Here is a 26665-nt window from a genome sequence, read left to right on the forward strand (position 1 = left end):
TTATATTTTACTTAATGAATTATTTACAATCCAATCAATTGCGCCAGAGGTGCGAATCCAAGGCTTTATATTATGATTCACATAATAAATGGCTTCATCCATTCCACCTAACGTGATATATCCACTGTTAGACTTGATCTGTAATCTGCACTTCGATAACAAGCCGGGGATGTGTCTATTAGAATCAATCGCAGCTTTAGCGATATCATCGGCATCCGGGGATGACTGTCGGTAGGCGAGTAGGGCGCGTGTATACTGAAAAAACGAACGCATATCCCCAGGATAATCGTCCAGTAGCAAGGCCAGATCATCCACCATTTCAAGCTCAAGGTAATAGTTCGCTAATAAATGACGAATCCCCTGGTTATCGTTCGGGTTGAGCTTCAGCATTTCGCGGCTATGAGCCATAGCCGGATAAAAATTACCAGACTCCCATAAGGCCTCAGCCAAAGCTGCTTTTGCTCTCATATATGGACGTGTTTCGACAAATCCCCAGAAACGTCCTGCGAACTCCTGAAAATCCTCGCCAAGTGCAATGCTGGCTGCGTACAAAGCAGTCTCCAGCTTCCCGATTTTTGACTCAGGAGGTTCTTGAGATATCTCGCAGTAGAATGAGTATGCGTCAGCACAGAGCGGGGATTTCTTGATAGCTTTTCTGATGAGTTTCAGCACAACTTCCAGGTCATCATTTTCCCAGGCATCGAACATGAACTCCTGAGCCGCAACCAGATCTAGATGTAATTGCTCAGAGCTGACAGCAGTTTTATACAAATCAACGCGCTTTGTAGTCGGGAATTTAATCATCTCAAGTATCCTTTTGGGGACTCACTGTTCCGGTACTTTGCAGCACTGATGGTCGATTCTATCGCTTTGAACTTGCCACAAACAAGCTCGGGTCTGCCAGAACGGGATTGATAGCCCGGAGCTGTTCCTGGATGCGCACCTGAGCCTTACGGCTGGGCGATTTTTTGCTTCGTTCCCGTTTGCCTTCGCTTTCCCGCTCATCCTGTTTTACCTGAGCCAGTCGGAGTACAGTCCCGAGACGTTTGTTATCAACAATCTGCCCCTGGTCGACACAGGCCAGCTTATCAAATGCCTGGCACTTAAGGCTCCGGTGCCCATAGAGGAAGGCGAGGGTGCCATCGGGATAATCCAGTACTTTAATTTTTTCACCGGCAAGACGGCTATTTTCTTCTGTGGTGTCCATGAGATAAAGGATCTTATCGTACTGGAAGGTCAGTGATTTCGACACGGTACGAACATCATGCCAGGCAAAGATGTCTCTTAATTCATCGGGGCTTTCCTGCACCGGACGATGCAAATCTTTGGGGAACTTAGCCGGTCGTGAAAACCGGCTGTTAAAGTCAGCGATGAAAGTGGCAAGCCAGGCATTTGCGGCCTCAATGCCGGTTATACCTTCCAGACGCATTTCTTTGATCAGCCGATCCTGAAGTGTCTGATTCGCACGTTCCACGCGGCCTTTAGCTTCAGAGCTGTTGGCACAAATAAGCTCGATTGCCAGGTCATAAAGCACACGTCCGAACTGGGTAACGGTGGTATTGCGTTTCTCCGGACCACTGACGCGAAATATTGCGTGTTTGTCACTGTACAGCGATACCGGCTTCCCATGCTGCTCGATGTATTCCCGGGTTGCCAGCATGTAGTCAAAGGCTGTTTCTGACTCGCTGAACCGCAAATGCATCAGACGCCCGGTGGCATCATCGATAAAGACCAGCAGGCAGCATTTTGGCGCACGGCCTTCAAACCAGTCATGGTGGGAGCCGTCGATCTGGATAAGTTCACCCAGACAATCACGCCGATGTCGGGGTTGATAAACCCGTGACTTACGGCGAGCATGCGGGACCCAGAGTCCGTCAGACGTCATCCAGTTGCGGACGGTCTCGATTGAAAGCCGGATATTATGGCGCTCTCTGAGTTTTTCTGCGGCCAGTGTGGGCCCAAAGTCACTGTAGTTTTCACGTATCAGCGTGAGTACTCGTAGTTTGAGAGATTCGGTCAACCGGCGGTTGCTGGGCTGGCCGCGTTTGCGGCTGACAAGTCCTTCAGCACCAGAAACTCGGTAACGATTGATAAGTCGTTGCGCCTGACGTTCTGAAATGCCAAGCTGTGATGCTGCATCACGACGGCGTAGACGCTTTTCACAAACTGCCTGTATCACCGGTAGGCGGTGGATCTCTTTATCTGACATGGTCACCAACATGCGTTGAGCCCCTTAGAATTGCATTCAGTTTAGCTTACTCTAAGGTGACGTTTCTATCTGGATAAAAAGTGACATTACTAAATGGTTCTAACAATCTAATGTCAAGGCTCAATTGAAATGTCCGTTATCCAGCTCAATTAAAATGACCACTTTGATCTCTCATTCTCTTTACTGATAGACTTTCCTCCGACTGAAACAACAGGATGATTGAGCCCATGCTTCGATACGAGTTAACGCCGAACAATGCAGGTTTTATACTGTGGGGAGATTCAGAAGCCCTGAATGAATTACATGAACTCATTCATTACATCGTGGATGAAAGCCCACTGATTAAAGTTAAAGACGGATTTATGTTATCCCTTGCCTATGATATTCGTAAAGCACGGGAAGGTAATCGTCGTGTTGAGCAACATCAGTATGATCAACATGATACATATAAGCTTTATGGTGTTGAGCTTTTATGGCCTCTGGTCCTGGTACAGTCCTCAATACTCAGAAACTCAATGGGTTATATTCAGACAGACAAAAACCAGCTGTCTGTCATGTATGCCTTTGAATACCTGATAGAATCAGCATTAACAGAGTCTGAGAGAACAACGTCGAATGATATTATGCTAACAGTAAAATATGCATCAGACTCTGATTTTAATTTCATTGAGGATAATATTGACAGCAGGTGCTGCTATTTTATCAGCCTATCTCCGGAGCAAAGAAAAAAGCAGTTAATCAGTATTGTTCGTTCTTTTCATTCATTATGGGGTAAGTATGCCCGTGAAAAGCAGGACATAAAGATGCTGAACGAAATGAATAATACATCATGGGTCTGGCCGGACAATATCAACTGGTGAGCAACCACTGTCCGGCCAGTGAGTACCATCAGCGGGCTCTTTTACCAAAAATGTCCTCTGAACGTGACTGAAGCTGTTTGAGTGCTTCGAGCATGTCATCATTATCCAGTGAGCGCTGGGATTTCTTCCCTTCCTGCTTTGGCCGTCGTCGGGAAGGGCCATCTCCAGCGGGAATTGACTGAGAGCGCGTGTTATCCCGCTTGCTCTGCACCAGACTGATAAACTCCAGGGTTCGGCCAAGACGCTTGTTATCGACAATCGCGCCCTGGTCGATTTCTGACAGTCGGTCGTAGGTAGAGTAGGGAAGTAGCGTACCGTTCAGGCGCAGCTCTTTTCTGCCATCAGGATAGTGATACACATCGATATATTTACCTATTGCACGGCGACTCAGTTCGCTGTCTTCAATCAGGTACAACATTTTATCATATTGTATCGTCAACGATTTTGAGACTTTACGTTTTTCACGAACAGTGAAAATAAGCCCCAGGTCCTCATCATGTTCTACAGCACGGTGTACGTCAAAATCATGTCGCGGTACTTTGCCAAAACGGCGGTTATAGTCAGCCATATAGGCCTCAGCGAAGTCATTTGCAGCCTCCATTGAACAAATGCCCTGTAACCGCAGCTCTTTGACCAGACGATCCTGTAAAGTGAGGTGAGCTCGTTCTACACGCCCTTTGGCGGGACTGGTTTCTGCACAGATAGTCTGGATGTTCAGTTCATGCATGGCTCGCCCAAACTGAGTATGCCCGTCTCCGCCTGTGGCGTGTTTATTGTTAACACGAAAAACACCGGCTTTATCGCTGTACAGTGCCAGCGGTTTACCATGCTTATCGATATAGCGCCGCGTGGCTTCGAAGTAAGAAAACGTGGACTCCGATTTAACAAACAACAGTTCCATCAGTTTGCTGGTTGCATCATCAACATAGACCAGCGCGGTGCAGGCCGGGCCACGGCCTTCAAACCAGTCGTGATCACAGCCATCTATTTGTATCAGCTCACCAGTACACGGACGCCGGTACCGTGGTTGAGGGATCCTTGCGGCACGTTGTTTACGGGGAACCCATAAGCCAGCCCGCACCATGATGCGCCGGACAGTTTCTTTGCCAAGAAACAGTCCGTGGAGTTCTTCGAGCTTTTCACGCGCCAGAGTCGGACCGAAATCAGCATAACGCGTCTTGATCAGTTCCAGAGCCTGATCTGCGAGCCCGGGTGGCAACTGGCGGTTACCACGCATGCCACATCGTCTGCTGGCCATACCAAGCGGTCCGCCTTCACGGTAACGGGCAAGAAGTCTGCGGCATTGCCTGTCGCTGATACCGAGGTGCTCGGCCGCACGGCGCGTTGTGATGCGACGTTCAATGACGTCCTGTATAATCTTGATCCGGTTGATCTCTTTCAAAGTAAACACTCCTGAGCTTTCTGCGCTCATGATATGCCTCCCGGTAGTTTAAACGGACCAGTGAAGCTTACCATAGCGCGGACATCTGAATTGAGCCACAGGCGGACATTACTATTGAGCCATTACAATCTAAGTGCGCATAATGAACCTTATGTTGAATTATGGTTAAGTAGTCGATTTTATGGTTGGAAGTGCCTGTTTGCAGTAAAATGCAGTTCATTACCTTTAACCACTGGAACTAGACATGGCTAATGAAGATCTCCCCTCTGGGTGCAAACGCTGTAAAGGATGCAATCAGGTTAAACCCTTCGAAGAATTCGGTAAGGAACTTAAGGGTAAGTTTGGCCTTAAAAGTAAATGCAAGTTGTGCATTAGCGATAAAAACAGAAATTATGCTGCCGGTTCCGGTGCAGGTGTAAAACTCCAAAACAATAAAAAATACCAGACCGAGCATAAGAGTGAACTGGCAGAAAAGATGAGAGTAAGACGGGCAAAGAAAAAATTTGGAGATAACTATGAAGCATATCTAGCATCTTTAGAAAGGATTAAAAACCTCTGATAATTACATAACAACCTTAGTCAATAAGACACAAAGATTATGTATTGTTGCTTTTATTTCAAAGCATCAACTTTATTGAAAAGTTACGCTATACACTGTGCAATTTATTATGCTGATTTAATTTGGTGATTATATGAGTTGTCATGACAGAGACATCAATAAGATCCTTCAATCATTCACTCACTTAATGGTTGAAGCAAAAAAAAGCATCTTTCATTCAAAATCAATGAAGGTTCAAGGTCTTCAGTTAGTAGATGAGTTATACATCCGTGCCCGGACGGGAAAAATGTCATACCTCGGTTCGTCGGTACTGGTAGTCGCAACCATTTCAGTGAAGACCCCAGGCAAAGGATTTTTCAGACAGTTACTCTCGAAATTAAAAGAAGCAGCTGAGACAAATAACTACATCTTAAAGGTTGAGAATGTCATCAGCACCGAACTTAGGGAGTTTCTTATCAGAGAGGGTTTTTCATTTCCTGGTGAACGGTGGATGTGCGGTTCCGGCTACTGGGCTCCATCATCACTTAGGCTTAATGACCAATTAAGCACCCTCCCCGTCTAATATGAGGCCGTAAATGTTCATAACCCCTGAAGTTGCTTATGTCTGCGAGCTGTTACATAAATATGATGTACTTCCACTCGAATGTGATGGTCATACTATGGTTGTAAGTTGCCTGCTAGATAGATTCTGTATACCGCACCAGCGCATCGTTGGAGAAGTAACGTTGGCTGGAACTGGCCAGATAATTCGACCTCATCTGTGGATAGAGTATGACGAATACATAATAGATTACCGCCTCCGCATGTGGGCAAGGAAAACCGAAGATAATGTTAGTCTAGTGCCTCATGGCATCTTTATCGAAGATAAAAGTCAGGCAATTTACACTGCTCAAAGAATTGCAAATAAAGCCATGATATCAGACTCGATAATTGATTTTATGACAGATGGGTTATGGACTAAGATTCTCCTAGAAATCCCTGGTAAAAAAAGAATTACATAAAGCAGGAGGATTAAGTTTGTTCATAAAGTTTTTCTTCACTGACACTCAAAGCAAAGATGTCTTTTTCCAAGCACCAATCTTAGAAAATATTTGCTTTTCTACTGACTCAAGTTGGTTCATTAAAAGATGATAGTTGAATCGCCACGGATAATCTAGACACTTCCGAGCCGTTGATAATACTGGTTTTCATATTCTGTCGGTGAAATCTGATCGCTAGAACCATGCCGACGCTTACTGTTATAAAACATTTCGATGTAATCAAAAATATCGCTGCGGGCTTCTTCCCGCGTTCCGTAGATCTTTTTCTTTATCCGTTCGCGTTTCAACAATTGGAAAAAGCTTTCTGCAACCGCATTATCATGGCAGTTACCGCGACGGCTCATGCTGCCCTCCAGGCCGTGTGATTTCAGGAACGACTGCCACTCATGGCTTGTGTACTGACTGCCCTGATCCGAATGAACCAGCACCTGTTTTTGGGGATTACGCCGCCATACAGCCATCAGCAGTGCGTTCAGGACAATGTCCTTTGCCATCCGGGATTGCATGGACCAGCCGATAATTTTGCGTGAGAACAGATCAACAACCACGGCAAGATACAGCCAGCCTTCGTGGGTTCTGAGTAGAGTAAGAGGCAGGGCGTAGTCGGACTATTTCCCTGCCTCTCCTCCCCGAACCGGACGTGCACCTTTCAGCGCATCCGGCTCTCCATTTAAATGCTGGCGAACGCCATTGCCACTTCTGTAAAGCGCGATGTATACGTGTTTCTGGTCTCCGTCCTCAGATAGGGATTACCTTCGGGTAGCCGCCAGCGGAACAGCTTCTTGCCTTGCCCCACCAACCGGTACAGTATTTCGCCGCTGAGCTTGCCGTGATTGGTTTTACCAAATAAAACCCACGTTTTGCTCTGACCCGGTTTCGGTGATTTACACCACCACCTCATCAGGGAAGCGATACCTGTACGGTATTTGCGGGCCAGCCAGTGAGCCAGCTTCCAGAACACGACACGGTCGATATAACTGAAGACTTTGGCCTTAAAATCAACGAACTGATAGAACATGGCCCAGCCTTTCAGTTTTCGGTTGAGTTGTTCAGCCATATCGACTTTGCTTTCACTGTAGTTGCCTGATAACAGTGCTGTCAGCGATGCGGCGAAGTTTCTGGCTTTCTCCTGCGGGATCGTTGAGACCACTCGCATCTCGCCATAACGACTGCGTTTGCGAATGATCCTGTGCCCCAGAAAGATAAAGCCGTCATTAACATGGGTGATTTTAGTCTTATCCATGTTCAGCCTGAGTTTCAGACTGCCTTCGAGCACACCCCGACACTCCTCCCTGATGGCTTCCGCCTGTGCTTTGGTGCCTTTGACGATGAGGACAAAATCATCGGCATAGCGGCAGTACGCCACCGCGGGTTTCCACTGCCAGTTTTCTCTGACCGCCGTACTTCGGCCCCGTTGGATACTGTTATTCCAGTACCACCGATCTTTTCTGGCTTTCCCGCTCAGGTAGCGCTCATGCAGGTATTGATCGAACTCATTCAGCATGATGTTCGATAATAGCGGCGATATAACACCGCCCTGTGGTACACCTTCACTGGCCGCCCGAAAGAGACCGACATCGATATGTCCCGCCTTGATGGTTTTCCACAGCAGAGTCATGAAACGTGCGTCACTGATCCTGCGGCGTACAGCCTTCATCAGCAGTCGATGATGTACGGTGTCGAAGTAACTGGACAGGTCGCCTTCAATCACCCAGCGTCCCCGGGTTTCACCACAGTCTGTGAGCTGTAATTTCACCGTGCGGATCGCGTGGTGGACACTGCGCTCAGGCCGGAAGCCATATGAGAGCGTATGAAAATCACTCTCCCATATCGGCTCCATCGCCATCAGCATGGCCCGCTGAACAATACGATCCCGCAACGCGGGGATACCCAGTGGTCGCAGTTTGCCGTTGCTTTTAGGGATGTAAACCCGTCTGGCGGGCAAGGGCTGGTAGTGGCCTGAGAGTAATTCATCCCTGAGGATTTGCAGCTCAACAGCCAGTCTGGCCTGTAGCATTGTTTTGTTCACGCCATCAACGCCGGGGGTATGGGCCCCCTTTGATGAAAGCGTGATCCGCGCCGCTTCAGCCAGCCATTCTGGTTGTGTTATCAGACGCAGCAGCCGTTGAATCCGTAGGGACGGATCGGTGGCTGCCCATGTGGCAAGCTTGCGTTGCATTTCGCTGATTATCAAAGGTCTTCACCTCGTTAGGTCAGTTAATTCACGTCGCAAACACATTCAAACTGCTTCCCTTCGCCATGTAATGGGCTTTCCCCATCGCGGACTACTACGGAAGCTCCGCCAGCCAGCGCGTCATCGGAGCCATGCCCCCTTAACATCCGTCGCTGACCTTCCCCGGTTTACCTGCCTGGACTCAGGCATACTGAGGAGGCTGCCCGTCGCACTCTTTATCCTTGCTTGCCGCAAGTTGGCAGAAGTCAGCAACGCAAGCGTGATAGACGCTGCTGCCCCGGTGTTTCGCATACATGTCAAAACACCTTCGACCGGCAGTGCTTACGTATCACTGCCAGTTCCTCCTGCACGGCCTGTCAGATCACGTAGGCCGTGGTGACGTTTTCAACCCACAGAGGCGGATTAACGGGTTCATGTTCTTCAGCCTTTCAGTACTTAACCTTGAGGATCATCTCGGCTTAGTGATCTCGCCTCAATCCCCGTTGTCAGCGGGTTACATCACCCTGCGGGCATGCCGCAGGTCACTGCCGCTCAGGTTCTCCACCGTCACACCCGGTGGGATTGTTGGGTTTCTCATCGTGAGTTACCGGTTCAATATTCCAGACAGACTCGCGGTTCATTTAAGCATCCATGCCCGCCCTGAACTCCGGGCACACTGTAGGTTATATCCGTTACCCAACGCTCATTCGGAGCATCCGGATTGAACTGTCGCTGGAGCCTGTTGGGCGACACGATACTGGCCTCGCCTTTACGTGCCCGCGGGCTCCGGTATCCGACCTGAGCCTTTATCCCGACACGTTTCATCAGTCGCCAGACTCTGTTCACTCCGCACTGTTGCCCGCTGTCCTGCAGATCCAGATGGATTTTACGATAACCATAGACGCATCCCGATTCCAGCCAGAACTGTTTAATCTGTCCTGTCAGTCTCAGGTCTGCCTGATGGCGTTGTGAATGCGGCTGCTGAAGCCAGGCGTAAAAACCACTGGGATGAACATCCAGCACCCGACAGAGCAGGCGAACAGGCCAGCAACAGGTGTTGTCACGGATAAAGGCGTACCTCAGTCGGACAGCTTTGCGAAGTACGCCGCTGTAGATTCAATCTGTCAATGCAACACCCCTTTCAATTATCTCTTTCGGTGTTTTGAACTTCAGTGTCTTTCTCGGTCTGTTGTTTAGCTGAGCAGCAACCAGATCTAGTTCATGTTGAGTATATTGGGCAAGACATGTCTTTTTAGGAAAGTACTGCCGAATTAGCCCATTTGTGTTCTCATTTGTTCCCCGCTGCCAAGGACTCTGAGGATCGCAGAAGTAAACTTTAACGCCGGTGCTGACAGTAAATTCTAGATGTCTGGCCAGTTCCATTCCTCTGTCCCATGTCAGTGATTTTCTGAGTTCTGACGGTAAACTCAGGAATTTGTCGGTAAGAGCCTGATTTACTGAGACAGAATCTTTGCCCCTGAGTCTAAGGATGATCGTATAACGTGATTTTCGGTCTACAAGTGTGGCTATATGAGAGTTTTTTGTACCTGAGACTAAATCGCCCTCCCAATGCCCCAGAGAGCGTCTGTTATCGATATTTCGGGAACGTTCGTGAATTGGTGTTCCGTTCACTATGTTAATCGTACCTCTTTCGCCTTTGCGGGTATGACGCCTGCCATGGCGAAGGCTATGCGACCGTCGCAGATGCTGTATATTCAGGTGGTGTAGCGCTTCACGGCTACGAAAGTACAGCGTTTTATAAATTGTCTCAGGTGATATTCGCAGCGTTTTTTGACGTGGTTTTGTTCGCCTTAACCATCCTGATATTTGCTCTGGAGACCATTTCATCTCCAGCTTTTCCAGAACAAGCTTTCGCAATGGTAAATTTTGATCCAGTAAGCACGGTTTTGGCCTTTTCGCCATTCTGTTGGCTCGGTTATTAGCATCAACAGCTTTGTAATAGCGTCTGCCCCGATTACGCTGAACTTCACGTGAGATCGTCGAAGGACTGCGATTCAGCGCAGTAGCTATCGCACGAATGCTCATTTTGGCTGACAAACCAGCTCGTATCTCCTCGCGCTCAGACAGTGTCAGGTGAGCTACAGCCCGCTTACGCTCATGGGGTTTTATGCCGCCAGTATCCCTTAACATAGTGAAGATCGTTCCGGGTTTTGAACCCAGGATATTCGCTATTTCACTGAAGCCTGTTCCGTTCTTCCATAGTTCAAAAACAGAGGCTTTTTCCTCTGCTGTAAATGTTCGTCTCATTCAAAAAACCTCCGCAACCCCATGTTTTCACATAACTGTTGCGTTGACCAATTGAATCTACAGCGGCTTTTTTTAATATGTCCCGTTCGTCGGTAACCCGTTTCAGCTCTTTCTGGAGACGGCGGATCTCGGCCTGAACATCTGACTGTTCTTTATTAGTGGAAGAATCCGGACCGTACTTCTTTATCCAGGCGTAAAGGCTGTGGGTGGTGATATCGAGACGTGTTGCAACGCTGGCAACAGAATAACCGCGATCAACAACCTGTTTGACTGCTTCAATTTTAAACTCTTCGGGATAACGCTTACTGCTCATGGGCACCTCTCTTTAAGCCATCTTAAATGACTCTGAGGTGTCTGTTAAACCCGTGGCGATTCAAGTCAGGAGTCTCAGCTCCAATGTTCCCTTCCCACTTTAGAATCAATTCACTTACCTTCCCTTTTAATGTTGCAAGGAGAACAAGCTGTTTCTTCGCGAATACAATCTCTTCCTGATGTATGTTTTTCTTTGCCATTGTAGTGTAGGTTCCATATCCATGTTGATTTATGTTAAGGATTACATTTTATTAACAATATTTTTATTGATTGTAAACACAAATCTCAATGGAATAGCATGAATTAAAGTCATCACGACCATTTTACCTAGTAGTATCAGCATGATAGTAAGTGAAATCAGATTATAAAAAGCAGATAGTCATATCGAACAAAAAGATAATTGAAATAAAACAAAAAACCATCACTGTTAAGTGATGGTTAATGATTTCAATATGGAATTATTTAGTAATCAAACAAAATAACCAGGATTATTAATCAGATCACTTTGTTGAGTACTATGTGCCATTTCAACAAATTCAGACACGCTTGTAATTTCATTGAGTGTGGTGATTGCGAATAATCGAAAAGAAAACTCTTTATTACCTTTTCTTGGGTAGATGTTCAGGAAAAAATTCAACTTTTGACCAACCGGACACATACTTGAAACCGCAGCATAAGATTGTGTCTGTCTGAGGTACTGAGTGAGGAATTGAGCAAGATCAACACCCTCATCAGACGTTAACGACCTGGATGTCTGAACCTTTAATAACCTTACAAGGTTATCTATGGCGGTCTGAATAGGAAGAAGTTCTATCTGAGGAACCTTCAAAAAATCAGCTATGATAATACCAAGTAACTGGCTCTGATCGTTCATGAAATTATGGATATAAAGAAAGTGTGAGTCACCGAATCTTTCAGCAGAATCATACTTAAAATTCCATTCATTCAATACTGCACTGTACTTCATTTTATTCATGGTTAGCTCCTCTTTATATAAAAAAAGATTAACGCAACATTCATCGGTGACGAAATTCTAAGACCCGTTAATTTCGCCCCCTATTGGGGTCATAAAAAATTGTCACGCTACGGCCTGTCTGGCAGAATCCCCTGAAACCGATTTGCGATAAGTAACCCTGATGAAAAACCTCATTAATGATGTTGCGACTGAAGCACGGGCATTACTGAACGGTATCCTCGCTGACTGTGATACCGATGACACAACGGGCACATGCCTATTTGCCAGTCTGCTATTAGCTCGTCTGGCACATAGCAAAGGGTTATCAGCTGTGATTAGAGGTGGCGATGGGAAATCTGACGGCGGGTTATTCACTATGTATGGCGGGTTCGGTCATTACTGGTGTGAGATCTCCAACAACGATGAATTCCATATTGTTGATATATCGGCAGATCAATTTGGCTTCGAAGGAGTTATCGTTAAGAACATCAAAGAGGTAGAAGGCTGGCCACGTTACATCCCTGGAAACCAGGATGTCGTAAATGCTGGAGTTGAGGAGCTCTTCAACCACGGATACTAAATGGTCGAGTCTAAGTGCGATTTATACACCTCAAAACGCCCCCATTCTCGATTCAAGAATTATTGATTTACAAGTAATATCAGAAATATTTAGTTCACTCTAAGGCAAGTGAATGAAGAAGAAATTACCGTCATGGTCACCAGCTGAAGATCTGAAGCTTATAAAAGGGCTTAAGGATGGTTACTCATTTGCAGCGCTTACGTCCATTCTTGGATACAATGAAAGGATAATCCAGTTAAGATGTATCGAGTTGGATTTATACCTTCTCATAAGAGAAAATCTCTCCGAGCCTAACGAAATTACCCTCAAGCCTAACTCTTCAATCAGAGTGTGATGTAGCCCCCTGAAACACCGGACAGTAGCTGTATCTCCAGATAAGAGATAGGCTTGAATATATGTCTAACACTAACGCCAATTTTGAGATGACCGGGATCCTGTTAGGGCAAGAAGTCCGTAAACGTAAAACTCCTCAGGAGAAGATCGCCATTATCCAGCAGACGATGGAGCCGGGTATGAATGTCTCCCATGTCGCCCGCCTGCATGGTATCCAGCCCAGCCTGCTGTTTAAGTGGAAGAAGCAATATCAGGAAGGCAGCCTCACCGCCGTTGCGGCTGGAGAGGAAGTCGTTCCTGCTTCTGAGCTTACTGCTGCTCTGAAGCAGGTCCGGGAGCTTCAGCGCCTTCTGGGCAAGAAAACGATGGAAGTTGAGATCCTGAAAGAAGCCGTGGAGTACGGTCAGTCGCGAAAATGGATAGCGCACGCGCCCTTGTTGCCAAAGGACGGGGAATAGCCATGGTCAGCCGGACCATGGGCGTGTCGCGTGCGCAACTGTCACTGCGGATTAACCGTTCTGCCGACTGGCAGGACAGGCGCTGTAACCGGCGTAATGAAGAAGCAGACGCAGAAATACTGTCGGCTATCCTCAACATTATCAGCGATATGCCGAGTTATGGTTATCGACGCGTGTGGGGCATCCTGCGCAAGCAACGTCGCACAGAGGGACAGCCACCTGTGAATGCCAAACGGCTTTACAGGATAATGAGCGAGCATAACCTGTTGTTGTTGCATCACAAACCAGAGCGACCGAAGCGTGAACATAAGGGCAAGATAGCGGTGGCAGAAAGCGATATGCGCTGGTGTTCAGATGGCTTCGAGTTCGGCTGCGACAACGGCGAAAAACTGCGGGTAACGTTCGCGCTGGACTGCTGCGACCGTGAGGCCATAGACTGGGCAGCAAGCACGGGAGGCTATGACAGTTCGACCGTGCAGGATGTGATGCTGAGGTCGGTGGAAAAGCGCTTCGGCGACAGGTTGCCCGACACAGCGGTGCAGTGGCTGACGGATAACGGTTCAGCGTATACCGCGTATGAAACGCGGAGGTTCGCGAGAGAGCTGAATCTGGAGCCCTGCACAACAGCGGTGAGCAGCCCGCAGAGTAATGGCATGGCCGAACGGTTCGTGAAAACGATGAAAGAAGACTATATCGCGTTCATGCCAAAACCGGATGTGAGAACAGCACTGCGAAACCTTGCAGTAGCGTTCACGCATTACAATGAAAACCACCCGCACAGCGCGCTGGGATATCACTCCCCGAGGGAATACCGGCGGCAGCGGACATCGTTAACTTAAGATACAAAAGCTGTTCGGAGATGGAGGGTCAAGATCACTCTTCAATCAGAGTGCCACCGGCTGAACCAGCTTCAGGTATAACTCTTAAAACCCTGCTAGATAATGGATGGGTAGCACACTGCATAAATGGTGAAAATGTTCTGTACTCTCCAGAATGGTGGCGAACAAGAAACACAAGCCTGTTAGTACCCGAAGATGAGGATACTGATCAGCTACATAAGAAAACATCTTCACACCTCATTACCGGTAAACCGTGGACTCCTGACGATACTCGGGTCTTACTTAAGGCGATACAACATGGTATCAGTAAAACGGCACTTGCCGAGCTTACCTTAAGAAGCCATCAATCCACTCTTCAGCAACTTATAGAGCTTGGAATGATTACCGTGGGCGCTGAAGACGATTCATCTAGTACGGTTATATGGTTAAATAAAAAAATAAGTTCTGCGAAATTATCAAAAAAACGTTTTCTTGATGTCCTGCCACTAATCGAATTCGGCTGGCACATTGATGGATTCGACCTTACCGCCCCAGATTGGTGGAGCAAGCATATAGTGCTTAATGAAATTATCTATGAAACCGTACCAGATAAAACCATTTCAAATTACCCGGCCAGAACTGACATTGATTGTGATAGTGAAAAACCACAACAAATTAAGGAAAGATCAGTGCCTGAACGGAACCAAAGAGAACCACAAAAACCAGCCAAATGGGTATGTGGAAACTATAAGTTTTTAATTACACTTCTATCTGAGCATCGTTCAATAGAAGTGATTGCCAAGAAAATGAATAGGACAGATGGCGCGATTAGGTCACGTCTACAGCATATCGGTATAACGCGTTACGAGAAACCAACAAAACCTGGTGAAAAAGGAAGTGTCATTAAAGCTACATCAATTTCTACAGATATCTTCAGAAACCAGCCATTTTTTGTGAAGAGATTACTCATAGATGCCGGATGGTCTGAAAAAAACAATGAATTGCATTGCCCGGTCTGGTGGAGCAATTATCCACACAACGTTTAACGGGCTTAGTCACGAACTCTACCCTGGAGAACTATATGTTTGATTATTTTAACAGACCATTTGACACTTTCGACTGGGCGCTGATTATAGGATGCGGAATCCTTTTTGTCGGGCACTTTATCTGGAAAATCTTCTTCAGCGATGAAGGCCGTAGGAAAATTGATAATGAAGCGCCGCCTCCAATCATGACTCAGAAAGTAGATGATGAAACGGATGGTAAATAAGCACACAAAAATAAAACGCCCTTAAGTTATATATAGTACCTTGAACTATGTATATTGTGTATTAAGGCAGAGAAATCTGCCTTTTTATTTGACAATAAACTCTTTAGAATTATAGTGTATTGTATGTTTAACGTGTATAAAGGAATGAACCTTGTCATCGGTTAAAGTCAAAGCAACTATCGTAGAAGATAATACTGGCATTAAAAGTCAGCTCCCCATCTTGATCACCGAACAAGGTGAAGTTGGTTCAGTTACCGATTACTTGCTAAAGATGGAAGCTGATGGTGCTAGTAATGCTTTAATGAATGGTTTTATACAAGCCACTTCTTTGCTCTTGGATTACATGGAAGCCAACAAAGGATTATTTGAAGATCCTAAAATGCTATTCCAAACCTTTGCTAAGCGTCTTTACACAGGCACCATCGGTGAAGATGGTTTAGATCCCTCTGGCTTGTACTGGGTGCCAAGCTCAACTGATAACGTCAATAAACATATTCATCGATTAACGGCATTTACTGATTGGCTGGCTAACAAGCATGGCGCAGAGCCAATGAACCCTTTGCGAGATGCCACACCTCATGAGCAACGCCTTAATTACGCTGCTTGGTATCGAAAAAACCAAAATGACTTCCTTGGACATATTGAAGATAAAACCGTTAACAAAACCATCCGTAAAGCTCGCACAATGAAAGGACGTACTCCATTGACGAAAGCCGAAGACGATGCTTTAGCATTCCCAGATAAGCATTGGGAATCATTCTATAAAGATGGTATTGGCGGAGCAAAAGATCCACGAGTTGCGTTGAGAGATAAGCTTATGCTGCTCTTGATGCACGGTGGCGGTTTGCGTGAAAGCGAAGCTATTATGCTGTGGGTGACTGATGTACTTGAAGATCCGTATGACCCTGAAAAAGCGATAGTTCGAATTTACAACGAAGTCGATGGTAAAGCACCCGAAGGTTGGCGTAGTCGCTCAGGGACAAAAACCAGAGAAGCCTATTTACAAGAAAAATACGCTCGTATACCACGCAAACGAATGAAAGGCACGGCATACGTTGGCTGGAAAACAAGAGTTGTAGACCATCGAGATAACTACATACAAGTTCAGTGGTTTCCAACGGATTATGGCAAGGTTTTTATGTCACTGTGGAAGAGATACCAAAAATATCGAGCCAGTATTGACTGCCATCACACCTATGCGTTCATTTCATTCCATCACAGCGCCCTTGGAAACCCATACACTTTGAATGCGTTTCACCAAAGCTATGCGGCGGGATTAAGGCGCATTGGCTTAGAGCCAAACAAATCGGAAGGGTTCGACCCGCACGGTCATCGTCATAGTTATGGCAGACGCTTAGAGCGTTCAGGACTTAACCCGTTGGTGATACGACGATGTATGCACCATAAATCACTGGAGTCTCAAGTTCCCTACACAGGTAAAGGGCAGCAGGAAATTTCCGATGAACTCAACAAGGCCACGCTACAACTGGCAAATCCTGAGTCCAAAGTAAAATCGCTAGATTGGAAAGAGTTGGTCGAGCACGGTTTTGACGATATTGACCCGCAAGGCTATTTCACAGGCAAGCATCCGAAATTACGAGGTAAATAATGGCAAAAAAAGTCAAGAAACATGACGGGCGTACATCGGACTTAACGTTTAAATGGATGCTCACCACCCTTGGCCCTGAGTGGGAGCAATGGCAGGAATTAGCCGCTGAGTGGATGGCGACACAGCATGTGGGGGTTGACCACAAGCTTTCCGCGTTGAGCCGTTTTTTTGAGTCCTACCTGTTGGAGTGCGCTCCCTATGCAACTGATATTGGTCTGTTTTTCAAGGGCTACAATGGCCATATCTGCTCCACTGAAGAGCTAGAAGCTACTGTGAGAAAAACTATTAACGACCCCGTCAAAGTATCAAAATCTATCAACCACCTCGGTGACTTCATTAATTACGTCATTGAGCATCATCTATCTGAAGAAGATGATAGCGGCAACTTAATGCCACTGGTTCGCAATCCGCTGAGCAAAATTAAGAGGCAACAATCACACACTGAAACCGTGCGTAACCCACTTCCGTATCGTTACATCCAAGACCTGCGCCAAATTCTGTGTCCATTGCCAGATAAAGCGGAACTGACGGTGATTGAGCAAAACCTACCACAAGGCGAGTCGTTACTGCCTAGCTATCACTACCGACATTTCAAGCATTGGACATGGGCACAAGAGCAGGCAGGGCAAAGGAAATCAGGTGGCGATTGGTTTGAAGTTGAGCCTGACTTGATTGACAAATCTGACCCCGATTGTGTGTGGCGTACCAAAGAGGTGACTAGAGATAATAAAAGAATCACCCTCCACCAAATCTGGTCACCTGTCAAAGCGATGGTTATATTTATGAAGCTGCATCTGCCACTGCGCACCTATCAAGTGCGTATGTTAGACAGTGGTGAAGCGGATACGTGGCGTTATGAAAGCGGTCGTTGGAAGCTCAATGACAAGCATGACTTTGCGCTCGGTAGCGAAAAACGCCCTTTTGGTAAAGGCATCATTCGCCGTATCCATGACACCATGACAGGCCAGTATTCCACAGGTTTATATATCAACACCAACAAAACCGCTGACCAAAATAAAGACGAACTTGAGCGGGGCTACATCATCCCTTGGCAGAATGAGGAAGTATTATATTGGCTGGAAAAACTGCGTAACTGGCAGGAAAAATACAACCCTATAGTGAAACCGACAGACTGCACCACGCTGTTAACTAAACATATTGGCAAACATAAGTCACAAACCCAGTTAGAAAGCATGGGTGAAATCGCCTTTCTGTTTCGGGATGCGTCAGCGAAAGGAGAAGATAAATACAAACCAATTTGTGGGGCTGCGAATATAGCACCTTTCTGGTATCAATTGTTACTGGAATTGGAAAACCAGCTCGCTGAGCAAGGTAATACGCTTGATAATGGAGAGCGACTTAAACTGGTTGTGGATTACCCAGAAGACACTCCAGAAAACGCTAAGGTTGCCACAAATTTCCCCCTGCACAGCTTGCGTGTATCGCTGATAACTGCCTACACGATGGATACCCAATTGCCACTACCGGTCATATCCAAACTACTGGCAGGGCACTCACGTATCCTAATGACCATCTACTACAACAAAATTACCCCGTCCGTGATGGCGGAAAAAATGAGTGAAGCCGAGGGGGAGCTTGAGGGTAAAGCCAAGCAATCAGTGCGCAACTTCCTCAAAGATGCCTCACTAGCGCAAATTCAATGCAAAATGGTCTATCACAAAGAAGATAGCATTCAGGCGGCATTAGTTAACCGTAATCCCATCGGCTGGGAGGAGCGTTCAGCTGGCTTATGTTTGGTCGGAGGCAACACCGTAAAATCCGATGAAGTCAGTACGCTGGGCGGGTGCTGGAACGGTGGTGAGTTGATTAGAGATGCAAGTGCTGCCGTTAATCGCATCTATGGCAGCGTACCGCATGGCCCTGAAAACTGCATTCGTTGCCGTTGGTTTATTACTGAGGCGCGATACCTGCCAGCGCTTAACGCTCAGTTTAATCAACTTAGTTACAAGGCGCACCAAGCGGCTAACCTATCGGTTGAAATCGAGGGTGAGCTAGAAGCACTGTAAGCGTCGTCTGAGTACCGTCTGGTCCCGAATCCAGGATCCTGTAACTTAAGCACCCACTTATTTTGCAGGTGGACACCTCATGCGCGCTAAAGAAAGACTTCCCCGGAAACACTATTCCCCTGAATTCAAAATGGAACTGGTCAGGCTGGCTCTTGAAGAAGAAGGCAGTATTGCCGCACTGGCCCGGAAACATGACGTCAATGATAACCTGCTCTTTAAATGGATAAGGCTCTGGCAGCGTGAAGGGCGGGTCTGTCGGCCCCGAAAAAACTCATCGTCGCTTCCTGCCCTGATACCCGTGCAGCTTCAGGCGGGCTCTTCTCTCCCAACCTTCGAACTACCATCCTGCTCTCCTCCCGCTACCTGCCACATAAAATGTCGGGGAGGAGAAATAACACTGACTCATCCCTCTGCTGAACTCATGAGCACTGTCCTGCGCGAACTGATGCGGGGGCCGGTATGATAAATCTTCCCGCAGGCACAAAAATCTGGCTGGTTGCCGGTATCACCGATATGCGCAACGGCTTCAATGGCCTCGCCGCAAAGGTGCAGACCGCGCTGAAAGATGACCCGATGTCCGGCCACGTCTTCATCTTCCGGGGACGCAGCGGCAGTCAGGTAAAACTGCTCTGGTCCACCGGCGATGGTCTGTGCCTGCTGACAAAGCGACTGGAACGTGGTCGCTTCGCCTGGCCCTCAGCCCGCGATGGCAAAGTGTTCCTGACGCCGGCGCAACTGGCGATGCTGATGGAAGGTATCGACTGGCGACAGCCAAAGCGGTTACTGACATCCCTGACCATGTTGTAGCGCTCTTTATCCTGGTTGTCGCAGAATAAGCCTGGTAAAATACAGGCTTATGAACGATACCTCTTCTGACGACATCCTTCTGCTGAAACAGCGCCTGGCCGAACAGGAAGCGTTGATCCACGCCCTGCAGGAAAAGCTGAGCAACCGGGAACGCGAAATAGACCATCTGCAGGCGCAACTGGATAAGCTGCGCCGGATGAACTTCGGCAGTCGTTCCGAAAAGGTATCCCGCCGTATCGCGCAAATGGAAGCTGACCTGAACCTGCTGCAGCAGGAAAGCGATACGCTGACCGGCCGGGTGGATGACCCGGCAGTGCAGCGCCCGCTGCGTCAGACCCGCACCCGCAAACCGTTCCCTGAGTCACTCCCACGGGATGAGAAGCGGCTGCTGCCGACTGAGCCGTGTTGCCCGGAGTGCGGTGGTTCGCTGAGTTACCTGGGTGAGGATGCCGCCGAACAGCTGGAGCTGATGCGCAGCGCCTTCCGGGTTATCCGGACAGTCCGTGAAAAGCATGCCTGCCGTCGGTGCGATCGCATCGTTCAGGCCCCGGCTCCTTCGCGCCCCATCGAACGGGGGATCGCCGGACCGGGGCTGCTGGCCCGAGTGCTGACCTCAAAGTATGCAGAGCACACACCGCTGTATCGCCAGTCGGAGATCTATGCCCGCCAGGGTGTAGTGTTGAGTCGTTCTGTACTGTCGGGCTGGGTGGATGCGTGTTGTCGTCTGCTGGCACCGCTGGATGAAGCCCTTCAGCACTATGTCCTGACCGACGGCAAACTCCATGCTGACGATACGCCTGTCCCGGTGCTGTTGCCGGGCAATAAGAAGACGAAGACCGGGCGCTTATGGACGTACGTTCGAGACGACCGCAACGCCGGATCAGCGCTGGCCCCCGCAGTGTGGTTCGCTTACAGCCCGGACAGAAAAGGTATCCACCCTCAGACCCATCTTGCAGGCTTCAGTGGCGTACTGCAGGCTGATGCCTACGCCGGGTTCAACGAGCTCTACCGCGACGGCCATATAAAGGAAGCCGCGTGCTGGGCCCATGCCCGCCGAAAAATCCACGATGTTCACGTCCGTACCCCGTCAGTCCTGACGGAGGAGGCGCTGAAACGGATCGGCGAGCTGTATGCCATCGAGTCGGAGATCAGAGGTAAAAGAGCAGAGGAACGGCAGGCAGTCCGGCACCAAAAAGTGCTGCCGCTGCTGGCGTCACTGGAGGGGTGGCTGCGGGAGAAACAGAAAACCCTCTCAAGGCACTCAGAACTGGCGAAGGCGTTCGGGTATGCGCTGAACCAGTGGCCGGCGCTGATCCGCTATGCAGAAGATGGCTGGGTGGAGGTGGATAATAACATTGCCGAAAACGCCCTACGACGGGTCAGTCTGGGGAGAAAAAACTGGCTGTTCTTCGGCTCGGATCATGGTGGTGAGCGCGGTGCGTCACTGTACAGTCTTATCGGGACGTGCAAATTAAACGGCGTGGATCCGGAACGCTATCTGCATTATGTACTTGATGTCATCGCCGACTGGCCTGTGAACCGGGTGGGTGCTCTGCTCCCGTGGCGGGTTACTCTGCCTGCCTGACCAGCTTCACTTCGTCAATACGGTTCTCACTGCACGCTTACGAAGCACTCAAAGACGAGCAGTTCTTCTGTGAAGAGCAAGGTGCGCCTTTTACCAAACATAATGACATGCAGGTTCTACAGCGCCGCTATGAAAAGCAACAAGTAGAAGCCGATGAATACACCAAAGACTGGATAGCGTGCTTCGAGCTAATCAGCAAAATCATTCACGTCGAGGAAGCCCGAAACGATGACGACACCAAAGATAAATTGATTGCAGTAGGGAATGAACAAGATATTAGCCATGCCTTGAAATTCGTTGAAACAGAGTCTGAGTTACTGCACTTATCCCTTCTATGTGACGATGCCGAATTCTTCCCTGACTTGCAGGATGAATTGCGTAAGACGCCTGCTATTGAAAAGCGCTCCCGCCAACTTAGTCGTGCTCTGATGAAGAAAGGCTTTGAGCCTATCTTTATGGAAATGGATGAAAAACAGCAGCTAATCGCTGGTAATGCCATGCTACGCCAAATGGCAAAGATAGCCGACCCTGACGATAAAATGGAAGGCTACCGTAAAGTGGCTAATTACATCGAAGCGGGTGAATACCTGTCTAATCACAAGCTATTTAACGCTGGCATGAATGCACTGTCGGATAAAGCCTTACGCTTAGAAAATCTCACCCAACCTGCGCTATTGGAGGGTTAATGGACATTAATATTGATATCATCTTGGCTGACTTAAAAGACGACAAAGTGCCAAGAACCCAAAAAAACCTAGATAAGCTTAACGACATCCTGAAAGCCTATGCAGGATCGGGGCAGCGTGATTTCTCCATTGCACAAATGGGGCGAGTATCAGCAGCAGAGGGTGGCCCAGGTTACGAAGCGTTACGAGCAACCAAAAACAAGCACTACCGCACCTTGATTGAAGCATGGGCAGCAAAGTGCAAAACAACCACCAAAAAGCCGTTATCGCCAACCTCACGCTCTAAGTCTGTTCCACAGGATAACAAGCTACTTGAGCGTATTCCAGACCCTGCGGTACGGGCTTTGTTTGGTCAGATTATTGCCGAGCGCAACCGTTATCGCAAAGAGGTTAATCTGCTAAAACAGCACGCGAATATTACCATTGATAAGCGTCCTGTACGTCAGTTTGATGCAAGCGCAGAGCCGAGTGTTGAAGTCTTGCCTTCACTATCTGGCATCTTGACCGAATCTGAGAAGAACGCCTTAGCCTACGCTATCTCTGACGAATGTATGGAAAAACATAACTGGCAAACCACACAAGCAGGCCAAGTAAAAGACATGGAATACAACACAGAAATATTCCCTAGAGGCTTTGCGACAGGTCTACGCAAGTTGTTAGGTGAGGTAGATGATTAATGGCGAACGGTCAGCAAAGAGCGCAGCAAAACCTCGAAGCATTTGAAGTATGGCAAGCCACTCAAACTGATGATGACTTTAAGCAAATCGCCTTTAAAGGCAAGCTCAACCGCATCGAAGTAGCAAAAGGGGTTGGTTGCGGTAAGTCTGCCCTTAACCAAAATCCTACGCTTAGAAAAGCGCTCAAGGCATTAGAAGACAAACTGCGTGATAAAGGTATACTCCCGCCACTGACCGAATCTGCAAGGAACAATACCGACAAACCAAAGCAATACGACAACACGGCTAATCGCAAGCTGCTCGACTCAAAACGAGTATCGACCTTAGAAGCTGAAAACATTGAGCTAAAAGCCAAAGTTAAAGAGCTGGAAGGTAAACTGGAGCGGTTTGGCGAACTGAATGAAACCTTGTCAGAAATGGGGTTTATGCCACGATGAAATTTACACTCCATCAAGACCAAATGCGTGTCACGAGCATTCCGTACAGCTCTACCAAAATGGTGATATTCAGTGGCGTGCCACTGAAAAAAAACTCACACAAAACCAATAGCGGCAAGTATTACGTCACCATCAAAGCTGATCCAGATGCCATCCCCGTTCAACCAGCCCTCGGCCAGCACTGGTCAGTGAAGGGAACTCGTTTGGTAGAGGAAGTAGAAACAGGTGATTTCGTGATGCAGCAGCATACCTATGAATCACCAGAGCACATCGAATGCAGCCTGCCAGAAACGGGTGAACAGCTTATTCGCTTTATTGCCAGAGAAAGTGATTTCAAAGGTATCGGTGAAAGTAAAGCTAGAGCACTTTGGGAACTGTTAGGAAAGGATTTTCACCCAACGGTTAGAAAAGACACTCATGAATCAAGAGAGCGCCTTAGAAGTGTCCTGAGTGAAGATTCTATCAATGCGTTATTTGAGGGTTACGCCAAATATAAGAATCTGGCCTACTGCAACTGGATGACCGAACACAAGATACCAGCAAGTATTCAGCAGCGCTTATTGAAGCATCATGGAGAAGAGTCCATTGAGGCTATTAAACAAAATCCGTATGTCCTTATTGGGTTTGGAATGTCGTTTACGGATGTCGATAAACTGGTTAATTTTGACCAGTTTAAGATCACAGTTTGTGATCACCGCAGACTAAGTGCCGCACTTGAAACCGCGATTCGAAAAGAGATTGAGAAAGGCCACACCTATACAACTCAAGCGTGTTTACGCCCATACCTAACCAAATTGCTCAAAGATAAGGAACTGGTGACGGAAGCGTTTAAAGCAGGTCACAACAAAGCGCAATACATCCTAAACCCTGACACTGGCTCTTATCATCCAACCGCCCAGTTGTTGATGGAAAATGTCGTTGCCAAACGACTTAAAGCACTAGCTAATCAAAACAACCTTTATGACGAAGTTGCAAATTCTGCATATTGCTCTTCGGTTGATGAATTACCATACGAGCTAACCAAGAAACAGATTGAAGCAGTGACAACGTGTTTGGATAACGCCGTGAGCTGTATTACGGGCGGAGCTGGCACAGGTAAAACCACAGTCCTTAGAACCGCACTTCGAGCCTACCATCAAATGGGATTTGAAATACATGCAGTAGCACTGAGTGGCCGAGCTGCTATGCGCTTGCATGAGTCAATTGGCTTTATCACCTCAACTATCGCTAAGTTATTACGTAGAGAACCTATTGAGCCAAGTTCAGACCAGCCAAAGCATTTACTGGTAATAGATGAAGCCAGTATGATTGACTTGCCAACCATGTATCGCCTGGTCAACCATATTCACCCATCGGTTCGTATTATCTTTACTGGCGACCCTGACCAGTTACCACCTATAGGGTGCGGCAAGGTTTTGGCTGATATCGTTCTATCAAAAGCCATTGCTAAGGCACTGTTGCAAATAGTCGGTGGTGATAAACTTATCATCCCCTTTTGCTGATGGAGCTGCACATGAACCCATTCAAAGGCCGGCATTTTCAGCGTGACATCATTCTGTGGGCCGTACGCTGGTACTGCAAATACGGCATCAGTTACCGTGAGCTGCAGGAGATGCTGGCTGAACGCGGAGTGAATGTCGATCACTCCACGATTTACCGCTGGGTTCAGCGTTATGCGCCTGAAATGGAAAAACGGCTGCGCTGGTACTGGCGTAACCCTTCCGATCTTTGCCCGTGGCACATGGATGAAACCTACGTGAAGGTCAATGGCCGCTGGGCGTATCTGTACCGGGCCGTCGACAGCCGGGGCCGCACTGTCGATTTTTATCTCTCCTCCCGTCGTAACAGCAAAGCTGCATACCGGTTTCTGGGTAAAATCCTCAACAACGTGAAGAAGTGGCAGATCCCGCGATTCATCAACACGGATAAAGCGCCCGCCTATGGTCGCGCGCTTGCTCTGCTCAAACGCGAAGGCCGGTGCCCGTCTGACGTTGAACACCGACAGATTAAGTACCGGAACAACGTGATTGAATGCGATCATGGCAAACTGAAACGGATAATCGGCGCCACGCTGGGATTTAAATCCATGAAGACGGCTTACGCCACCATCAAAGGTATTGAGGTGATGCGTGCACTACGCAAAGGCCAGGCCTCAGCATTTTATTATGGTGATCCCCTGGGCGAAATGCGCCTGGTAAGCAGAGTTTTTGAAATGTAAGGCCTTTGAATAAGACAAAAGGCTGCCTCATCGCTAACTTTGCAACAGTGCCAGAAGTGATCTGCACCAATCTCGACTATGCTCAATACTCGTGTGGGCTCTGTTGCAAAAATCGTGAAGCTTGAGCATGCTTGGCGGAGATTGGACGGACGGAACGATGACGGATTTCAAGTGGCGCCATTTCCAGGGTGATGTGATCCTGTGGGCGGTGCGCTGGTATTGTCGCTATCCGATCAGCTATCGCGACCTTGAGGAAATGCTGGCGGAACGCGGCATTTCGGTCGACCATACGACGATCTATCGCTGGGTCCAGTGCTACGCCCCGGAGATGGAGAAGCGGCTGCGCTGGTTCTGGCGGCGTGGCTTTGATCCGAGCTGGCGCCTGGATGAAACCTACGTCAAGGTGCGGGGCAAGTGGACCTACCTGTACCGGGCAGTCGACAAGCGGGGCGACACGATCGATTTCTACCTGTCGCCGACCCGCAGCGCCAAGGCAGCGAAGCGGTTCCTGGGCAAGGCCCTGCGAGGCCTGAAGCACTGGGAAAAGCCTGCCACGCTCAATACCGACAAAGCGCCGAGCTATGGTGCAGCGATCACCGAATTGAAGCGCGAAGGAAAGCTGGACCGGGAGACGGCCCACCGGCAGGTGAAGTATCTCAATAACGTGATCGAGGCCGATCACGGAAAGCTCAAGATACTGATCAAGCCGGTGCGCGGTTTCAAATCGATCCCCACGGCCTATGCCACGATCAAGGGATTCGAAGTCATGCGAGCCCTGCGCAAAGGACAGGCTCGCCCCTGGTGCCTGCAGCCCGGCATCAGGGGCGAGGTGCGCCTTGTGGAGAGAGCTTTTGGCATTGGGCCCTCGGCGCTGACGGAGGCCATGGGCATGCTCAACCACCATTTCGCAGCAGCCGCCTGATCGGCGCAGAGCGACAGCCTACCTCTGACTGCCGCCAATCTTTGCAACAGAGCCCGCCGTGCTAGTCTGCTCGGTGATGGTGGAGTGAAGCCAACCCGCAATCGGGTTATGAATCTGCATCGCGATTCGCAATCAGCTGTCTCTTGAGCATGTCGAACTCCTGCGATGTTATCTCGCCGTGCTCGTGCTGCTACACCAACTTGTCCAACTCATCCGCCACACCGCTCCCCACCACCTGCGATGGCCAGGTTGTTTGCTGGGCGCATTGGCGGAGTATCGTCTCGACCCGGGACACCCACACCGGCACAACCTTACGGGAGTGATTCACTGTCAAAGAATCGGCCCGGTGCTCTGACGCAAGTATCGGGATGGTCACCATTTGTAAGCCGTAGACCTGAGTGGTGATCAAGACTTCGATACCACCGACCGTACCGGTACTAATCGACGACGGTCGTGTTCG

Annotated in this window: 24 protein-coding genes and 5 pseudogenes; 20 read left to right on the forward strand and 9 right to left on the reverse strand. The window is 48.4% G+C overall.

Features of this window, described 5'->3' with window-relative positions:
- Both C2U43_RS26730 and C2U43_RS26735 read right to left on the reverse strand, forming a co-directional pair.
- Positions 1-804 carry a hypothetical protein gene (locus C2U43_RS26730; protein ID WP_000589340.1) on the reverse strand — a complete coding sequence of 268 codons (804 nt, stop codon included), beginning with the start codon at positions 802-804 and terminating at the stop codon, positions 1-3.
- Positions 805-862: 58 nt separating this feature from the next.
- Complete coding sequence (locus C2U43_RS26735) at positions 863-2209, reverse strand: ISNCY-like element ISLad2 family transposase (RefSeq protein ID WP_076611902.1); 1347 nt, start codon at positions 2207-2209, stop codon at positions 863-865.
- 227 nt (positions 2210-2436) lie between these two features.
- Between C2U43_RS26735 and C2U43_RS26740 the strand changes: the two genes are divergently transcribed.
- Entirely contained in the window at positions 2437-3069 is a 633-nt protein-coding gene (locus tag C2U43_RS26740) for a DUF6904 family protein (RefSeq protein WP_001567369.1), read from the forward strand.
- 28 nt (positions 3070-3097) lie between these two features.
- On the opposite strand, the gene C2U43_RS26745 is transcribed toward C2U43_RS26740, so the two are convergent.
- Positions 3098-4501: an ISNCY-like element ISKpn21 family transposase gene (locus C2U43_RS26745; RefSeq protein WP_001567368.1), complete on the reverse strand. Its 1404-nt coding sequence runs from the start codon at positions 4499-4501 to the stop codon at positions 3098-3100.
- Positions 4502-4715: 214 nt separating this feature from the next.
- Here C2U43_RS26745 and C2U43_RS26750 point away from each other — a divergent pair, with 214 nt between their 5' ends.
- The 3 genes from C2U43_RS26750 to C2U43_RS26760 all read left to right on the forward strand — a co-directional run bounded on the left by C2U43_RS26750 (position 4716) and on the right by C2U43_RS26760 (position 6031).
- A complete protein-coding gene (locus C2U43_RS26750; RefSeq protein WP_009652923.1) occupies positions 4716-5030 on the forward strand; it encodes a hypothetical protein in 315 nt (104 codons plus the stop codon).
- A gap of 133 nt (positions 5031-5163) precedes the next feature.
- Positions 5164-5592: a hypothetical protein gene (locus C2U43_RS29920; RefSeq protein WP_032155219.1), complete on the forward strand. Its 429-nt coding sequence runs from the start codon at positions 5164-5166 to the stop codon at positions 5590-5592.
- A gap of 13 nt (positions 5593-5605) precedes the next feature.
- Positions 5606-6031: a hypothetical protein gene (locus C2U43_RS26760; RefSeq protein WP_016241518.1), complete on the forward strand. Its 426-nt coding sequence runs from the start codon at positions 5606-5608 to the stop codon at positions 6029-6031.
- Positions 6032-6183: 152 nt separating this feature from the next.
- On the opposite strand, the pseudogene C2U43_RS26765 reads toward C2U43_RS26760, so the two are convergent.
- The 6 genes and pseudogenes from C2U43_RS26765 to C2U43_RS26795 form a co-directional block, all read right to left on the reverse strand.
- A pseudogene (locus tag C2U43_RS26765) lies at positions 6184-6660 on the reverse strand (IS3 family transposase); the annotation flags it as partial.
- 80 nt (positions 6661-6740) lie between these two features.
- Complete coding sequence (gene ltrA, locus C2U43_RS26770; RefSeq protein ID WP_001189111.1) at positions 6741-8249, reverse strand: group II intron reverse transcriptase/maturase; 1509 nt, start codon at positions 8247-8249, stop codon at positions 6741-6743.
- Positions 8250-8921: 672 nt separating this feature from the next.
- A pseudogene (locus tag C2U43_RS26780) lies at positions 8922-9350 on the reverse strand (IS3 family transposase); the annotation flags it as partial.
- A gap of 9 nt (positions 9351-9359) precedes the next feature.
- Complete coding sequence (locus C2U43_RS26785) at positions 9360-10511, reverse strand: IS30-like element IS30 family transposase (protein WP_001254932.1); 1152 nt, start codon at positions 10509-10511, stop codon at positions 9360-9362.
- Between the two features lie 64 nt (positions 10512-10575).
- Positions 10576-10824 (reverse strand): annotated as a pseudogene (locus C2U43_RS26790) (transposase); the annotation flags it as partial.
- A 468-nt stretch (positions 10825-11292) separates the two neighbouring features.
- Positions 11293-11799 carry a hypothetical protein gene (locus C2U43_RS26795; RefSeq protein WP_007372203.1) on the reverse strand — a complete coding sequence of 169 codons (507 nt, stop codon included), beginning with the start codon at positions 11797-11799 and terminating at the stop codon, positions 11293-11295.
- A 160-nt stretch (positions 11800-11959) separates the two neighbouring features.
- On the opposite strand from C2U43_RS26795, the gene C2U43_RS26800 reads away from it, so the two are divergent.
- The 16 genes and pseudogenes from C2U43_RS26800 to C2U43_RS26880 all read left to right on the forward strand — a co-directional run bounded on the left by C2U43_RS26800 (position 11960) and on the right by C2U43_RS26880 (position 26205).
- Positions 11960-12358 carry a hypothetical protein gene (locus C2U43_RS26800; RefSeq protein WP_016241897.1) on the forward strand — a complete coding sequence of 133 codons (399 nt, stop codon included), beginning with the start codon at positions 11960-11962 and terminating at the stop codon, positions 12356-12358.
- A 112-nt stretch (positions 12359-12470) separates the two neighbouring features.
- Complete coding sequence (locus tag C2U43_RS26805; protein ID WP_233899715.1) at positions 12471-12692, forward strand: hypothetical protein; 222 nt, start codon at positions 12471-12473, stop codon at positions 12690-12692.
- An 88-nt stretch (positions 12693-12780) separates the two neighbouring features.
- A protein-coding gene (locus C2U43_RS26810; protein ID WP_089617520.1) for an IS3 family transposase occupies positions 12781-13988 on the forward strand; the annotation gives its coding sequence in 2 pieces (ribosomal slippage) (positions 12781-13102 and positions 13102-13988; 1209 coding nt in all).
- A 20-nt stretch (positions 13989-14008) separates the two neighbouring features.
- Positions 14009-15013 (forward strand): hypothetical protein, encoded by a 1005-nt coding sequence (locus C2U43_RS26815; RefSeq protein ID WP_233899716.1) that lies wholly within the window; start codon positions 14009-14011, stop codon positions 15011-15013.
- Between the two features lie 35 nt (positions 15014-15048).
- Positions 15049-15237 (forward strand): hypothetical protein, encoded by a 189-nt coding sequence (locus C2U43_RS26820; RefSeq protein WP_007372207.1) that lies wholly within the window; start codon positions 15049-15051, stop codon positions 15235-15237.
- A 151-nt stretch (positions 15238-15388) separates the two neighbouring features.
- The gene (gmtY, locus tag C2U43_RS26825; RefSeq protein WP_016807536.1) at positions 15389-16846 is read left to right on the forward strand and encodes a gamma-mobile-trio recombinase GmtY; all 1458 of its coding nucleotides are present in this window, start codon (positions 15389-15391) and stop codon (positions 16844-16846) included.
- On the forward strand, positions 16846-18873 hold the full coding sequence (gene gmtZ / locus C2U43_RS26830) for a gamma-mobile-trio integrase GmtZ (RefSeq protein ID WP_048242292.1): 2028 nt from the start codon (positions 16846-16848) through the stop codon (positions 18871-18873). Before gmtY ends, gmtZ begins: the two co-directional genes overlap by 1 nt.
- A gap of 79 nt (positions 18874-18952) precedes the next feature.
- On the forward strand, positions 18953-19336 hold the full coding sequence (tnpA, locus tag C2U43_RS26835) for an IS66-like element accessory protein TnpA (RefSeq protein WP_001201739.1): 384 nt from the start codon (positions 18953-18955) through the stop codon (positions 19334-19336).
- Complete coding sequence (gene tnpB / locus C2U43_RS26840; RefSeq protein ID WP_000609174.1) at positions 19333-19680, forward strand: IS66 family insertion sequence element accessory protein TnpB; 348 nt, start codon at positions 19333-19335, stop codon at positions 19678-19680. Before tnpA ends, tnpB begins: the two co-directional genes overlap by 4 nt.
- 49 nt (positions 19681-19729) lie before the next feature.
- Positions 19730-21265 carry an IS66 family transposase gene (gene tnpC / locus C2U43_RS26845; RefSeq protein ID WP_001000409.1) on the forward strand — a complete coding sequence of 512 codons (1536 nt, stop codon included), beginning with the start codon at positions 19730-19732 and terminating at the stop codon, positions 21263-21265.
- A gap of 41 nt (positions 21266-21306) precedes the next feature.
- Positions 21307-21951, forward strand: a pseudogene (locus C2U43_RS26850) (gamma-mobile-trio integrase GmtZ); the annotation flags it as partial.
- Entirely contained in the window at positions 21951-22628 is a 678-nt protein-coding gene (gene gmtX, locus C2U43_RS26855) for a gamma-mobile-trio protein GmtX (RefSeq protein ID WP_016807538.1), read from the forward strand. The pseudogene C2U43_RS26850 and the gene gmtX, both read left to right, overlap by 1 nt.
- A complete protein-coding gene (locus C2U43_RS26860; protein ID WP_016807539.1) occupies positions 22628-23065 on the forward strand; it encodes a VPA1267 family protein in 438 nt (145 codons plus the stop codon). Before gmtX ends, C2U43_RS26860 begins: the two co-directional genes overlap by 1 nt.
- Positions 23062-24534: pseudogene (locus tag C2U43_RS26865) on the forward strand (AAA family ATPase); the annotation flags it as partial. The gene C2U43_RS26860 and the pseudogene C2U43_RS26865, both read left to right, overlap by 4 nt.
- A 44-nt stretch (positions 24535-24578) precedes the next feature.
- Entirely contained in the window at positions 24579-25283 is a 705-nt protein-coding gene (locus C2U43_RS26870) for an IS6-like element IS26 family transposase (RefSeq protein ID WP_001067855.1), read from the forward strand.
- Between the two features lie 157 nt (positions 25284-25440).
- Positions 25441-26205, forward strand: a complete 765-nt coding sequence (locus C2U43_RS26880; RefSeq protein WP_001389365.1) for an IS6-like element IS6100 family transposase — start codon at positions 25441-25443, stop codon at positions 26203-26205.
- Positions 26206-26665 lie beyond the last annotated feature (460 nt).

Source organism: Citrobacter freundii complex sp. CFNIH9 (assembly GCF_002903305.1).
GTDB lineage: Bacteria > Pseudomonadota > Gammaproteobacteria > Enterobacterales > Enterobacteriaceae > Citrobacter > Citrobacter portucalensis.